The following is a 13832-nucleotide window of genomic DNA, read 5'->3' as shown; positions in this document are numbered from 1 at the left end:
CGTCCCTACATAACGCTAAGGGCTAAAGGCTTATGGCTTAAAATTTTGCAAGGCAAAATTTATGTAAGGTCTTGACAAAAATTAAAATTCATTGTATAATACAAAAAACAATCGTTAAATGCTATGAAGGGAATAAAAGCTTGTATAACGCTTCCACAGAGAGCTGCCGCAGGGTGAAAGGCAGCACCCATGTACAAGAAATAACTCCTCCCCGAGCAGCCGCCCCAAAGAAGACATATCTTCAAGTAGGCTCGGACGGTCTCTCCCGTTACAGAGATATGCGTTGATCCGACGCAGATGAGTGGGTGTAATTCTTACATCAAGAAGAGTGGTACCACGGAGTATTATCGTAACTTCGTCTCTTCCATGCCGACGCATGGAGGAGACTTTTTTATTACCTGCGCACGGTGGGTAAAAACGGATCGGAATGGAGGTTTTTATATGAATAACGTTAGCAAGTACACAAGACAGTTCTTTGAAGCACCTAAAACCGATATGAAATGGACTCAGAAGTCATACGTTGACAAGGCTCCTATATGGTGCAGCGTCGATCTCCGTGACGGCAATCAGGCTCTCATAGTCCCCATGAGTCTGGGCGAAAAGCTGGAATTTTTTCAGATGCTGGTGGATATCGGCTTCAAGGAGATAGAGATCGGCTTCCCTGCCGCTTCTGATACGGAATACGACTTCTGCCGCACACTCATTGAGCAGGACATGATACCCGATGATGTTGCCATACAGGTACTCACACAGTCCCGTGAACATATCATCGAAAAGACCTTTGAAGCTCTGAAGGGCTGCAAGAACGCAATAGTCCACCTCTACAACTCAACATCTGTGGCACAGAGAGAGCAGGTTTTCCGCAAGAGCAGGGAAGAAATAATAGATATAGCTGTTTCGGGAGCAAAGCTCTGCAAGGAATACCGTGAAAGATATGAGGGCAATTTCAGGTTTGAATACTCCCCCGAAAGCTTCACAGGTACAGAACCCGAATTCGCACTGGAAGTCTGTAACGCCGTCCTCGATGTATGGCATCCGACTGCCGATGATAAGGTGATAATAAACCTCCCTGTTACAGTGCAGCTTTCAATGCCTCATATCTATGCAAACCAGATAGAGTATATGTGCGAGAACCTCAGATACCGCGAGAACGTTATAGTATCTCTTCACCCCCATAACGACCGCGGCTGTGCCGTAGCAGATACGGAAATGGGACTCCTTGCAGGTGCTGACCGTGTCGAGGGTACTCTCTTCGGCAACGGCGAGCGTACAGGCAATGTGGATATAATAACACTTGCCATGAATATGTACTCACAGGGCATTGATCCAAAACTGGAATTCGGTGATATACCGTCTATTGCCGAGATATATTCAAAGCTTACGAATATGAATATCTACGAACGCCAGCCCTATTCGGGCAAGCTTGTATTCGCAGCATTCAGCGGCTCACATCAGGACGCAATCGCAAAGGGCATGAAGTGGCGAGAGGAAAAAGGCGAAACTGTCTGGAACGTGCCCTATCTTCCTCTTGACCCTACCGATATCGGCAGAGAGTACGAATCCGATGTTATCCGCATCAACAGCCAGTCTGGAAAGGGCGGTATCGGATATATCCTCGAAACACGCTTCGGCTACGATCTTCCGAAGAAGATGCGCGAAAATGTGGGATACCTTGTCAAGGGCATTTCCGACCGCGACCACAGGGAGCTTCTCCCCGACGAGGTATACAAGATATTCAGGGAAAACTACGTGGATATCATCTCGCCTATCGAGATCACGGAAACACACTTCAAACAGCGTGACGGCATCGAGGCTTCTGTCAGCTTCAAATACAAGGGCAGAAAAGTCACAGCTACAAATACAGGTAACGGTCGTCTTGACGCTGTCAGCAACGCTATACGCTCATATACAGGTCTGGACTACAGCCTTAATACCTACTCGGAACACGCTCTTGAGGTAGGTTCTGCATCAAAGGCTGTGTCTTACGTTGAGATAGTTGCAGGAAACGGCAGGAGCTTCTGGGGAACAGGTATCGACAACGATATCATCACTTCTTCCGTTAAGGCTCTTGTCAGCGCAGTAAATAATATGCTAACAAAAAATCTGACATAATGCACAAACCAATATATCAAAATTCTGTCATGCAGTCAAAAAATCCCGAAATGTACTGCGCCTTATTGATTTTATTGCCCCAAAGTGATATAATACAAATATATTAATCAGTAAGGAGCGAGAATAATGAGAACTGTATTCATAAGCACAGGTCATGTCATTATTTCAGGCGCAGTCAGCACTGTATCTGACTGTAAATTCTTTTCGTTCTGTCAGAAAGCCGCTCTTGCCTGATAAAAGTATATCTTACGCAAAGAAGCTTTGACCTCCGACAGAATGTCGGAGGTTTTTTGTTTACACATAATATCATCTACAATAAAAAGGATCGGTTCATATGAAGATATCAGGTGCAAAAACAGTTGTTGAAATACTGATCGAGCAGGGCTGTGATACCATATTCGGCTATCCCGGCGGTCAGGTAATAGATCTTTTTGACGAGCTTTACAACGCTAAGGAGCGTATCCGTCACATACTTACTGCCGATGAACAGGGCGCAGCTCATGCTGCTGACGGCTATGCAAGATCCACAGGAAAGGTGGGCGTTGTCATCGCTACATCGGGTCCGGGAGCTACAAACCTTGTAACAGGTATAGCTACCGCTTACCTTGACTCTGTTCCCATAGTCGCTATCACAGGAAATGTTTCCTGCGATTTTATCGGGCGCGACAGCTTTCAGGAAGTTGACATAGTAGGCATAACCATGCCTATTACCAAGCATAATTTCATAGTCAAGGACATAAAGGACCTTGCCGACACTCTCCGTACTGCCTTCAAAATTGCAAAATCAGGCAGACCGGGACCTGTACTTGTGGATATACCCAAGGATATCCAGCTTGCACAGTATGAGTTCGAGGCTAATGCTCAGCCTGTTATCCCCTATCCGCTCATATTCTCATCGGAGGAAAAGCTGAAAAAGGCTGCCGAGCTTATCAACGCCTCTGAAAGACCTTATATCTACTTCGGCGGCGGTATCATAAGCGGCAAGGCTTCCGCACAGATAATGGCTCTTGCCGACAAAATAGATGCTCCTATGGGCTGTTCGCTCATGGGACTTTCCGCAGTTCCCTCAGACTATCCACGTTTTCTCGGTATGCAGGGCAGACACGGACATTACGCATCGACAGTTGCCGAGGACGAAGCTGACCTTATCATCACTCTCGGTGCAAGGTTCAGTGACCGCTCCACATGGGAAACCAGCAGATCACTGAAGAAATTCAGGATAATCCATATCGACATTGACGGTGCGGAGCTGAACAAGAATATCCCTGCCGACCTTTCCATACGCGGCGATATCCTCGATGCCGTGGAACGCCTTACAGCCATGATAGAGGAGAAAAAGCACCCTCAGTGGTCAGAGCGTATCGCTAAGCTCAGAGAAGAGGAAAAACGCCTTACCAAGTCTGCACATAAGAAGATAAAAGGCAAGCTCTCACCTTACGATATAATTGATACCATAAGCTCATACGCTCCCGATGATGCTATCGTAGTCACAGACGTTGGTCAGCATCAGATGTGGACTGCTCAGAGATATCCCTTCAAAAAGCCCCGTACCTTCCTCTCAAGCGGCGGTCTGGGCACTATGGGCTACGGTCTCGGCGCAGCTGTAGGAGCCGCAATGGCAACAGGAAAAAGAGTCATTCTTTTCACAGGTGACGGAAGCTTCGGCATGGACCTTAACGAGCTTGCTACAGCAGTTTCTCATGAGCTGCCCATAACCATAGTTATTATGAATAACGGCGTTCTCGGAATGGTAAGACAGTGGCAGACCCTTTACCTCGACAAGCACTATTCCAACACGACTCTCGACCGCAAAACAGACTTCGTAAAGCTGGCAGAAGCTTTCGGTGCAGAGGGAGGACGTGCCTGTGACACAAAACAGCTGAAAAAGCTGGCAGAAAAAGCCTTTTCGTGCAGCGTTCCTTTCATCATCGACTGCGCAGTGGACAGCGATGAATTCGTACTCCCGATGCTCCCTCCAAGCGGTTCGGTAGACGATATTATTACCGAAATCAAGTGAGGTGACAGTTATGGATCAGTATGTAATCGGAGTTATAGTAGCAAATGTATCAGGTGTACTTTCACGAGTTTCGGGAATGTTCACACGCCGCGGCTTCAATATCGACAGCCTTACCGTTGGCGAGACCGAGTCAAGCGGATTTTCAAGAATAACTATCGCCTTTCACGGCGATGAAGATATAAAGGAGCGTATACTGCATCAGCTCCAGAAGCTCTACGACGTAAGAGAAGTTGAGGTAATGGACAAGAATGAGACTGTAATACGCGAGCTTCTGCTCATAAAGGTAAGAAACAAGGCTGAGATACGACAGGATATCATGACTGCCGTTGAGATATTCCGCTCAAAGATAGTGGATTACTCCCCTACCTCCCTTACCTGCGAGCTTACAGGCGAGACCTCAAAGATAGACGCATTCATCGAGCTTCTCAAGCCCTTCGGCATAATGGAGATGTGCCGCACGGGTATCGTGGCTATAGAGCGCGGTGAGAACTGCCTCAAAACAGTGAAGTGATCATGGCGGATATGTATGTCAGAAGGCTCCGTCCCAATAAAATGCATATTATAGCAGCGGTATTCCTGATTTTAGCTCTTATTCTGTTTGCAAACGGCATATACAGATTAGGCAGGGTATCATCAAGACTCGATCAGGCAGGCTTCATTTTTGAAGATGATGACGTTCGTGAAAACCGCGGTGTGCTTTTCAGTGCAGTGCCATATAAAGGCAGACTTAAAGGGGCTGAAAAAAGCCGTGACGTTGTTGCGGCAAATGTTCAAAAGGGAATAATGAAGAATATTGAGATATTCATCGGCAGTGTTCACAGGAAATATCAGTTTATCGCCGTTGAAAAGGACTCTGAGGAATACAGTAAGCTCCTTGCAGGAGAAAAAGTCACGGGTTACTTCTCATACGAATACACTGATAAGCTGCTTGATTTTGTTTCAAGAATGGGCAATTACTACGCAAAAGAAGACGTAATCCCCGTCGAAAATGTCACAAAGCTGGGCGTAGTAGTCGTAAACCGCGAAAAAGAGCAGCGCAGCATATTTTACGGACTGCCCTTCCTCATTATCGGAATACTGCTTATGATAAAGGCAGGCAGCCCGTTCTTTAGTTTCCCCGTGGAAAAGAATTAAATATTACCTGCAAAGGAATGATAAAAATGGCAATGACAATGACGCAGAAGATACTTGCGGCTCATTCGGGCAAGAAGTCCGTCAGCGCAGGAGAGCTTATTCTCGCAGACCTTGATCTCGTTCTCGGTAACGATATCACCTCCCCCGTAGCTATAAAGGAGTTCGCAAAGCTTGGCAGGGACAGCGTGTTTGACAAAAACAAGGTCACAATGGTCATGGATCATTTTGCACCTAACAAGGACATAAAAGCGGCAGAGCAGTGCAAAATGTGCCGCGATTTCTGCAATGATATGGAAGTCACCCATTTTTACGACGTTGGAGAAATGGGCATAGAACACGCCCTGCTCCCCGAAAAAGGACTTGTAACAGCAGGCAATGTTGTCATCGGCGCAGACTCACACACCTGTACCTACGGTGCTCTCGGAGCATTCTCAACAGGCGTAGGCTCTACGGATATGGCTTGCGGTATGGCTGTGGGAAAAGCATGGTTCAAAGTGCCATCAGCTATAAAGTTCAACCTTACAGGCACTCTCCGCAGATACGTTTCGGGCAAGGACGTTATACTCCACATCATCGGTAAAATAGGCGTTGACGGCGCACTTTACCGCTCTATGGAGTTCACTGGCGAGGGACTTTCCTCACTTTCAATGGCTGACCGCCTCTGCATAGCGAATATGGCTATCGAAGCAGGTGCAAAGAACGGTATTTTCGAGGTGGACGATATCACCCTCGACTATATCCGCGAACACGGCGGCGCAGAGCCTGTTATATACAAGGCTGACCCAGATGCGGAGTACGATGAAGTAATAAACATCGACCTTTCGCAGATAGAGCCTACCGTGGCATTCCCGCATCTTCCCGAAAATGCAAGGACTTTCGACAGCATAGGCGAGATCAAAATAGATCAGGTAGTTATCGGCTCATGCACAAACGGCAGACTTGAGGACCTTTTAGCTGCCGCTGAGATAATGAAAGGACACAAGGTCGCAAAAAACGTCCGCGTTATCATTATCCCCGCAACTCAGCAGATATACCTTGACGCTATGGAAATGGGGCTTCTCCGCACCTTTATCGAATGCGGCGCAGTAGTCTCCACACCTACCTGCGGTCCGTGTTTAGGCGGATATATGGGAATACTTGCCGCTGGTGAAAGAGCTGTCACCACCACCAACCGCAATTTCGTGGGACGTATGGGACACCCCGAGTCCGAGGTATACCTTGCAAGTCCTGCAACTGCCGCAGCAAGTGCGCTGACAGGCAGGATAACAAGTCCGTGGGAGGTAATGAAAGCATGAAATACACAGGAAATGTAATAAAATACGGAGACAACGTTGATACAGACGTTATTATCCCCGCACGTTACCTCAATACCAGCGACCACGCAGAGCTTGCAAGCCACTGCATGGAGGACTTGGATAAATCATTCGTGAGCCGTGTACAGAAAGGCGATATCATAGCTGCAGGTCAGAATTTCGGCTGCGGCTCGTCCCGTGAACACGCTCCCATAGCTATAAAGGCAAGCGGAGTCTCTCTCGTTATCGCAAAGAGCTTTGCCCGTATATTCTACCGCAACGCCATAAATATCGGACTTGCTATCGTGGAATGTCCTGCGGCTGCCGAGGAGATATCCGAGGGTGACAAGGTGGAAGCAGACCTCGATAACGGTATCATACGCAATATAACTACAGGCAGGGAGTACAAAACAGCTCCTTTCCCCGAATTCATACAGAAAATCATCGAAAACGGCGGACTTATGCAGTCCATTTCCAATGGTTCGTTCTAAACATTACGGAGATAATCATGACAGACATTAACTGCCTTCTTGCAGGACTTACGCGGCTGCTCGGTCCGCTGCTCCTGCTGATATTCTGGCACAAAAAAACAGGCGCACGTATATTCCCTGCCCCCGTTGCACTTGTGGTATGCTTCCCTGTTTTTATTGTTGCGGGAGCTATCCGCTCAGGCTTTGACCACAGCGACTGGATAGCATTTCATATACAGCAGGGACTGCTCTACGGCATATTTGAAGAGGGCGCGAAATTCCTTGTGCTGCGTTATCTGCTCACCTCCTATGATGACCGCAGGGACGCAGTTACCTATGGCATCGGACACAGCGCATTTGAGGAGATCGGTGCAGGATTTGCCTGCTTTAACCTTATAGGCACTGACAAGGCAGCTCCCGAAATTTTTCCCGTGAATTTATTCTCGTTCATTGAGGGCTCTGCGTTCGTTATCGCAACTACGGTATTGATATTTTATGGTATCCGCATGAACAAGTCAAGGATAATGCTGCCATTAGCCATACTTCTGCACTTTATAAGCAATTTCATCGGCGGAGCCCTGATAACGTCTGCCTCAATGGTGCTCAGTTTGCTGACAACAGCAGGTATGTGCTATGCTGCATACCGCTGCTATAAGGGAATGGAGACTCAGTCAGGAGACCAGTGGTAAGTTACCGAAAAAGCTTATCAAGTGAGAATAGCTCACTTTGAATATATCTTTCAGCCGTCAGGAAGCATTCATGGCTGACAGCTGATAACAGAAAGGGTGATATTATGAGATTTAAAGTAGCATTGTTAAAGGGCGACGGTATAGGTCCTGAAATAGTGGACGGCGCCGTTGCGGTACTAAAAAAGATCGCTGATAAATACGAACACGACTTCGTATTCACACCGTACCTCATTGGCGGCTGCGCCATTGATGAAACAGGCATACCGCTTCCGCCCGAAACTATAGAAGGCTGTCTGGAATCTGACAGTGTACTCCTCGGTGCAGTAGGCGGTCCTAAATGGGACGACCAGCCCGGAGACAACCGTCCCGAAAAAGCTCTTCTCGGTATCCGCGAGGAGCTTGGACTTTTCACAAATCTCCGCCCTGCAAAGCTCTGCCCTGCTCTCCGCGAAGCTTCTCCGCTGAAGGACGATATTATCGGCAACGGCTTTGATATAATGATAGTCCGCGAGCTTACAGGCGGTATATACTTCGGCGACCGTGGCTACCGCAGCGGAAAATACGGACAGGAAGCCTACGACACCGAAGCCTACAGCGTCCCGGAAATAGAACGTATAGGCAGAGTCGCATTTGAAACCGCCATGAAGCGCAGAAAACGCCTTTGCAGCATCGACAAGGCAAATGTCCTTGAATCATCAAGGCTATGGCGCAAGACCATGCATGAGCTTGCTCAGAAATACCCTAATGTAAAATACACGGATATGTTCGTAGATAATGCTGCAATGCAGATAATACGCAATCCGCAGCAGTTTGACGTTATCGTTACGACTAATATGTTCGGTGATATACTTTCCGATGAAGCCTCACAGATAACAGGCTCTATCGGTCTGCTGCCTTCTGCATCGCTGGGAGCTTCAAAGCGAGGTATGTACGAGCCTATCCACGGCTCTGCACCTGATATTGCAGGTCAGAACAGGGCAAATCCTATTGCAGCTATACTCTCCGGAGCAATGATGCTCCGCTATTCCGCAGGACTTATCGAAGAGGCTGACGCTATCGAAGCAGCTGTGAACAAGGTGCTTGACGACGGCTTCCGTACAGCAGATATTCTCGGAAACAGTTCAGCTGTCCCCCTTTCCTGCAAGGAAATGACACAGAAGATACTCGAAGCACTTTAAAGCGCAATCGGTTCATATGAACTCATTTATAGTTTTTCGGAATATCTTCATTCCATTTTATATTCATTTATCCCTCTTTTTCATACTTTAAAGATCGCTTAAACACCCCCTTGACATAGTTTTAAAAAAACTTCCCGCAGCTGAGATAAATGCTGATATTCTCCTGTATATCGGACAAAACTCCGATATATAAAGTTTCATTGAATGCTCTGTTTGAAGTGAAAATATATAATAATATGCTAAAGCATATATTTAACGCAGCTTATGATAATGATTTAACTTTTGCCTCTTGACAAAGCTCGGAAAAGATATTATCATATGCATATACCACAGCAAATAAACAATTTACCGACCACTTCAAGGAGGATAAAAAATGAAAAAGGGATTATACGGATTTACAGCACTTGTAATGGCATTAACACTTGTAGGCTGCGGAGCTGACAAGGAAAAAGCTTCGGACAATGACAGCAAATCGTCAAAAACTACGACCGTTGCTGACGAAAAGAAGAACAGCAAAAAGTCCGATAAGTTAGTTGACGACATAAAGGTAGATACAAGCGCACCTGATATCAAGACATATGCAGGCGAATATGTAACAAGAGGATACGGTCTATGGGAAGATTATCCCGACGAGCTTGATCCGAAAAAACTCGAAAAGACTCTCGAAGACGATCATATGACTATTTCAGAGGACGGCACACTGCATTTCTGCGGCAAGGATTATAAGCTTGTCCCCGAGGGAACAAAAGACGGTTCTCATGTATACAGCGTTGACGGAAGCACATTTGACTTCAAAAATTTCTGCAAGCCTGCAAAGAATATGTTTTCTACCCCCAAATGTGTTGACAAGGACTATGAAGGTGTTGTATACTTTATTGATGAAGCATTGCCCATGACTGTAAATGACGAAGAGGTGCCTTATAACGAATTCAGGGTATATATAACAGCAAAAGGCGATGAATCATGCTCTGAATGCATATCATTTAAATTACAAGGCGATGACGATGCCGACTGGACATTCACATTTGATGACTGGGACGACTTAGAAGACAGCGATGAAGATGACTGGTCATTCTCCTTTGGTGACAGTGAAGAGGAAGACACCGAAGATAATAATAAAGAAATAGAATACAGATCATTAAGCTGAGGCAATACCGCACGAATCCATCAGTTGTGCTTTTGGCGGTGCTGACTATGGCTATAAGAAACGGAGGAATAAATAATGAAACAAATCCAAACAGACAAAGCACCGGCGGCTGTAGGCCCTTACTCGCAGGCTGTTGTCTCACACGGCTTGGTATACACAAGCGGTCAGATAGCTATCGACCCTGTGACTAATACCGTTAAGGGCACAACGATCACAGAACAGACCGAACAGATAATGAAGAACCTCAAGGCTGTCCTCGAGGAAGCTTCTTCAGGATTTGATCTCGCTGTAAAAACTACCTGTTTTCTTGCAGATATGAACGACTTTGCTGCATTCAACGAGGTATACGGCAAATACTTCACATCTCTCCCTGCAAGAAGCTGTGTTGCAGTAAAAACGCTACCAAAGGGCGTACTTGCAGAGGTCGAGGTAATAGCAGAGGTAGCTGACTATTCTTATTGATACAGACAGACCACAGATTCAGGGGCGGAAAAAATCCGCCCCTGATTTTTTGCCTTTTGCGTCATATCAGCGAAAGAAGTATTTTACTTGAAATTATATTCCATATGTGATATAATTGATGAAATAGGCTGATTGTGATTTAAAAATCAGAAAGGAAGTATACATATGACTGTCCGTGAATTACAGGATAATATAATAAAGCTCAAAAAAGAGACCAATACTGCGATCCTCGCACACTGCTATCAGGCGCGTGAGATATGCGAGATAGCCGATTTCGTAGGCGACAGCTACAAGCTCAGCGTTGACGCAAAGGGCGTAGCTCAGGAGAATATCCTCTTCTGCGGAGTCCACTTCATGGCTGAGACCGCAAAAATGCTGTCCCCTCAGAAGCGCGTATTTCTTTCAAATAAACACGCAGGCTGTCCTATGGCTGAGCAGATGGACAGGGATATGATAAGCATGATACGCGCACAGGAGCCTGACCGCACTGTAGTTGCTTACATCAATACAACTGCTTCGCTGAAAACAGTATGCGATGTATGTGTCACTTCTTCAAGCGCACTGAAAATAGTAAAGGCTCTCGACAGCGACAAGATATTGTTTATCCCCGACTGCAACCTCGGAGATTACATAAAGAAGCAGTGCCCAGACAAGGACATAAAGCTCCTTCAGGGCGGCTGTCCCACACACGCAAGGATAACTCCAAAGGAAGTCCTCAGAGCAAAGGAAGAACACCCCGATGCACTCTTCCTTGTACACCCTGAATGTACGCCTAAGGTAGTTGAGCTTGCTGATTATGTAGGCTCTACCACAGGTATCATGGACTACGCAAAGAAGTCCGACAAGAAGGAATTCATCATAGGTACGGAAAACTCTATAGTTGAGCATTTGCAGTATGACTGCCCAGATAAAAAATTCTATCCTGTAAGCCGTGACCTCGTCTGTCACAACATGAAGCTCACAACTCTCCCCGATATATACAACACTCTTGTTGGTATCAGCGGCGGCGACGGTAACGCATTTGAGATACTCATGGACGACGAACTCATTGCACAGGCAAGAAAATGCATAGATGAAATGATAAGGCTGGGCGGCTGATATGACAGAACTTGTCCAAAAGCTTTATACTACAGGCAACCTCAGCGACAATGAGCTGAAAGCTCTTATTGAAACAAATGACGAAGCTGCTGCAAAGCTGCTTAAAGAAAAAGCTGATGAGGTAAGGCAGAAGCACTACGGCAAAAAGGTATTTCTACGCGGACTTATCGAGGTGTCCAGCTATTGCAGAAACGACTGCCTCTACTGCGGTATCCGCCGCAGCAACAAGGACGCAGACCGCTACCGCCTTTCCCGCGAGGATATACTCAGCTGCTGTGAAAACGGCTATGAGCTGGGATTCCGCACATTTGTAATGCAGGGCGGCGAGGACGGCACATTCACCGATGATTTTATGTGCGATATTATATCCGGGATAAAATCGAAATATCCCGACTGCGCAGTTACATTATCTCTCGGAGAACGCTCTTACGAAAGCTACAAGCGCATGAAGGAGGCAGGTGCTGACCGCTATCTGCTCCGTCACGAGGCAGCTTCCGAGGAGTTGTATACAAAGCTCCACCCTAAGGGCATGAGCCTTGAAAACCGTAAGAAATGCCTCTTTGAACTGCGTGAGCTGGGCTATCAGGTAGGTGCAGGCTTCATGGTTGGTGCACCTTATCAGACTACAGAGCATATAATAGCAGACCTGCGTTTTTTACAGGAATTACAGCCGCAGATGATAGGCATAGGTCCTTTCATCCCCCATCACAATACCCCGTTTGCGGAAGAAAAAGGCGGCACACTGGAGCTTACCCTGAGACTTCTCGGCATACTCCGCCTTATGTTCCCGAAGGTGCTTCTCCCTGCCACAACAGCACTCGGCACTATTGCTCCAAACGGCAGAGAGCTGGGGCTGCAAACAGGCTGCAACGTAGTAATGCCAAATCTTTCGCCTGTAAAGGTGCGCAAAAAATACGACCTTTACGATAATAAGATATGCACGGGCGAAGAAGCCGCAGAGTGCAGGAGCTGCCTGCAAAGACGCATAAACTCCGCAGGATATGAAGTCGTATCCGAACGCGGTGACTGCATAGATTAGATCAATTTTTGCCTTGCAAAAATCGATCTGAGTTGAGAGTGAAGAGTTGAGAGTTTAGGTGTTCGCTTCGCTCACGTTATTTTATTTTTATCGCCAAAGGCGACTCCATAACTTTCAACTCTCAACTTTTATGTTATAAAAAGCACTAAAATCTGCCTATACATTAATTTAAGGAGAATACTATGCGAGTTCGTTTTCATCTTCCCGATTTTTCGGGAAATTTCAAGCTTAATGTTATGTTTGCGGAAATGCTCAGCCACCGTCCCGAATTCTTCCGCGAGGGTGTGGAGATCGCTTCATTTTACGGCGTTTTCCCTCCGTCAATATGGAACGGCGGCAGAACACAGGGCGGAGTCTGTGACAAGACCTTTATAAAAAGCGTCATCAAGGCTTTCAACGACAGAGGCATCCCCCTCCGCTTCACATTCACAAACCCTGCACTTGAAAAGAAGCATCTCAGCGATCCGTTCTGCAATATGGTCATGAATTTAGCAAACAACGGTCTCAACGAGGCTATCGTTATGTCACCTATTCTCGAGGACTATATCCGCAGGAATTTCCCTAACTACAAGCTTACAAGCTCCACCTGCAAGCGCCTGAATTCCTTAGAAGGACTTCTTGACGAGCTGAAAAAGGATTACAGCATAGTCGTAATGGACTATGACCTCAATAACAGATTCGAGCTGCTTGAACAGATACCCATGGAGGACAGACCACGCATAGAGTTTCTCTCAAATGCCTGCTGTGAGCCGAATTGTCCGCGCCGTTCAGCGCATTATCACTCGATAGGCGTTCAGCAGATAGCCTACAACGAGCACATAAAGAAGTATCCTAATCTGCCATTTGACGCTTCAAAATACGATCCCGAGCATTTCCGTGACTGCCCTTACTCACACAGAGGACTATTTGATATAAAAAATCTCCGCACACATATATCTCCCGATGATATCTGGGATAAGTACGTTCCTATGGGCTTTGAGCAGTTCAAGATAGAGGGCAGGACAGCAAGTCCTATCAATGTACTGGAAACTTACATTTACTATATGGCAAAGCCCGAATGCCGCGATGAAGCGCGTTTCACTCTGCTGAAATCCCTTGAGAATTCGGGTGTGCTGGTATTCAAATAATAATATCCTTCATCATGGTTGAGACATAATATACCGTAAGAAAACACTATTTGCCCACCCTCTCTTT

13 protein-coding genes and 1 other annotated feature are annotated in these 13832 nt (G+C 46.5%); all 13 genes read left to right on the top strand.

Annotation, left to right across the window (positions count from 1 at the left end):
- Positions 1-114: 114 nt before the first annotated feature.
- Positions 115-366: a binding site (T-box leader), on the top strand.
- 75 nt (positions 367-441) lie between these two features.
- On the top strand, positions 442-2112 hold the full coding sequence (locus L870_RS0108475; RefSeq protein WP_028517778.1) for a 2-isopropylmalate synthase: 1671 nt from the start codon (positions 442-444) through the stop codon (positions 2110-2112).
- Between the two features lie 334 nt (positions 2113-2446).
- Complete coding sequence (ilvB, locus tag L870_RS0108465; RefSeq protein WP_028517777.1) at positions 2447-4129, top strand: biosynthetic-type acetolactate synthase large subunit; 1683 nt, start codon at positions 2447-2449, stop codon at positions 4127-4129.
- Between the two features lie 10 nt (positions 4130-4139).
- Positions 4140-4640, top strand: a complete 501-nt coding sequence (gene ilvN, locus L870_RS0108460) for an acetolactate synthase small subunit (RefSeq protein WP_028517776.1) — start codon at positions 4140-4142, stop codon at positions 4638-4640.
- 2 nt (positions 4641-4642) lie between these two features.
- Positions 4643-5263 (top strand): hypothetical protein, encoded by a 621-nt coding sequence (locus L870_RS0108455; protein WP_028517775.1) that lies wholly within the window; start codon positions 4643-4645, stop codon positions 5261-5263.
- Between the two features lie 26 nt (positions 5264-5289).
- Complete coding sequence (gene leuC, locus L870_RS0108450; RefSeq protein WP_028517774.1) at positions 5290-6558, top strand: 3-isopropylmalate dehydratase large subunit; 1269 nt, start codon at positions 5290-5292, stop codon at positions 6556-6558.
- The gene (gene leuD, locus L870_RS0108445; protein WP_028517773.1) at positions 6555-7046 is read left to right on the top strand and encodes a 3-isopropylmalate dehydratase small subunit; all 492 of its coding nucleotides are present in this window, start codon (positions 6555-6557) and stop codon (positions 7044-7046) included. Before leuC ends, leuD begins: the two co-directional genes overlap by 4 nt.
- Positions 7047-7063: 17 nt before the next feature.
- Positions 7064-7714 carry a YhfC family glutamic-type intramembrane protease gene (locus L870_RS0108440; protein WP_028517772.1) on the top strand — a complete coding sequence of 217 codons (651 nt, stop codon included), beginning with the start codon at positions 7064-7066 and terminating at the stop codon, positions 7712-7714.
- A 104-nt stretch (positions 7715-7818) separates the two neighbouring features.
- Positions 7819-8892, top strand: a complete 1074-nt coding sequence (gene leuB, locus L870_RS0108435; RefSeq protein ID WP_028517771.1) for a 3-isopropylmalate dehydrogenase — start codon at positions 7819-7821, stop codon at positions 8890-8892.
- Between the two features lie 373 nt (positions 8893-9265).
- Entirely contained in the window at positions 9266-10039 is a 774-nt protein-coding gene (locus L870_RS0108430) for a hypothetical protein (protein WP_028517770.1), read from the top strand.
- Positions 10040-10114: 75 nt separating this feature from the next.
- Positions 10115-10501 (top strand): RidA family protein, encoded by a 387-nt coding sequence (locus tag L870_RS0108425; protein ID WP_028517769.1) that lies wholly within the window; start codon positions 10115-10117, stop codon positions 10499-10501.
- A gap of 165 nt (positions 10502-10666) precedes the next feature.
- Positions 10667-11599, top strand: coding sequence for a quinolinate synthase NadA (gene nadA / locus L870_RS0108420; protein ID WP_028517768.1), 933 nt, complete (start codon positions 10667-10669; stop codon positions 11597-11599).
- A 1-nt stretch (position 11600) separates the two neighbouring features.
- Positions 11601-12638: a [FeFe] hydrogenase H-cluster radical SAM maturase HydE gene (gene hydE, locus L870_RS0108415; RefSeq protein WP_028517767.1), complete on the top strand. Its 1038-nt coding sequence runs from the start codon at positions 11601-11603 to the stop codon at positions 12636-12638.
- A 182-nt stretch (positions 12639-12820) separates the two neighbouring features.
- Positions 12821-13765 (top strand): hypothetical protein, encoded by a 945-nt coding sequence (locus tag L870_RS0108410; RefSeq protein WP_028517766.1) that lies wholly within the window; start codon positions 12821-12823, stop codon positions 13763-13765.
- Positions 13766-13832: the final 67 nt, after the last annotated feature.

Source organism: Ruminococcus flavefaciens ATCC 19208 (assembly GCF_000518765.1).
GTDB lineage: Bacteria > Bacillota > Clostridia > Oscillospirales > Ruminococcaceae > Ruminococcus > Ruminococcus flavefaciens.
The sequence above is the reverse complement of the archived record's forward strand: the minus strand, read 5'-3'. Positions and strand labels throughout refer to the sequence as shown.

Bases quoted from the DNA above. Each gene is read 5' to 3' on its own strand.
- L870_RS0108475 (WP_028517778.1), top strand. From the start codon at position 442: ATGAATAACGTTAGCAAGTACACAAGACAGTTCTTTGAAGCACCTAAA.
- ilvB (WP_028517777.1), top strand. From the start codon at position 2,447: ATGAAGATATCAGGTGCAAAAACAGTTGTTGAAATACTGATCGAGCAG.
- ilvN (WP_028517776.1), top strand. From the start codon at position 4,140: ATGGATCAGTATGTAATCGGAGTTATAGTAGCAAATGTATCAGGTGTA.
- L870_RS0108455 (WP_028517775.1), top strand. From the start codon at position 4,643: ATGGCGGATATGTATGTCAGAAGGCTCCGTCCCAATAAAATGCATATT.
- leuC (WP_028517774.1), top strand. From the start codon at position 5,290: ATGGCAATGACAATGACGCAGAAGATACTTGCGGCTCATTCGGGCAAG.
- leuD (WP_028517773.1), top strand. From the start codon at position 6,555: ATGAAATACACAGGAAATGTAATAAAATACGGAGACAACGTTGATACA.
- L870_RS0108440 (WP_028517772.1), top strand. From the start codon at position 7,064: ATGACAGACATTAACTGCCTTCTTGCAGGACTTACGCGGCTGCTCGGT.
- leuB (WP_028517771.1), top strand. From the start codon at position 7,819: ATGAGATTTAAAGTAGCATTGTTAAAGGGCGACGGTATAGGTCCTGAA.
- L870_RS0108430 (WP_028517770.1), top strand. From the start codon at position 9,266: ATGAAAAAGGGATTATACGGATTTACAGCACTTGTAATGGCATTAACA.
- L870_RS0108425 (WP_028517769.1), top strand. From the start codon at position 10,115: ATGAAACAAATCCAAACAGACAAAGCACCGGCGGCTGTAGGCCCTTAC.
- nadA (WP_028517768.1), top strand. From the start codon at position 10,667: ATGACTGTCCGTGAATTACAGGATAATATAATAAAGCTCAAAAAAGAG.
- hydE (WP_028517767.1), top strand. From the start codon at position 11,601: ATGACAGAACTTGTCCAAAAGCTTTATACTACAGGCAACCTCAGCGAC.
- L870_RS0108410 (WP_028517766.1), top strand. From the start codon at position 12,821: ATGCGAGTTCGTTTTCATCTTCCCGATTTTTCGGGAAATTTCAAGCTT.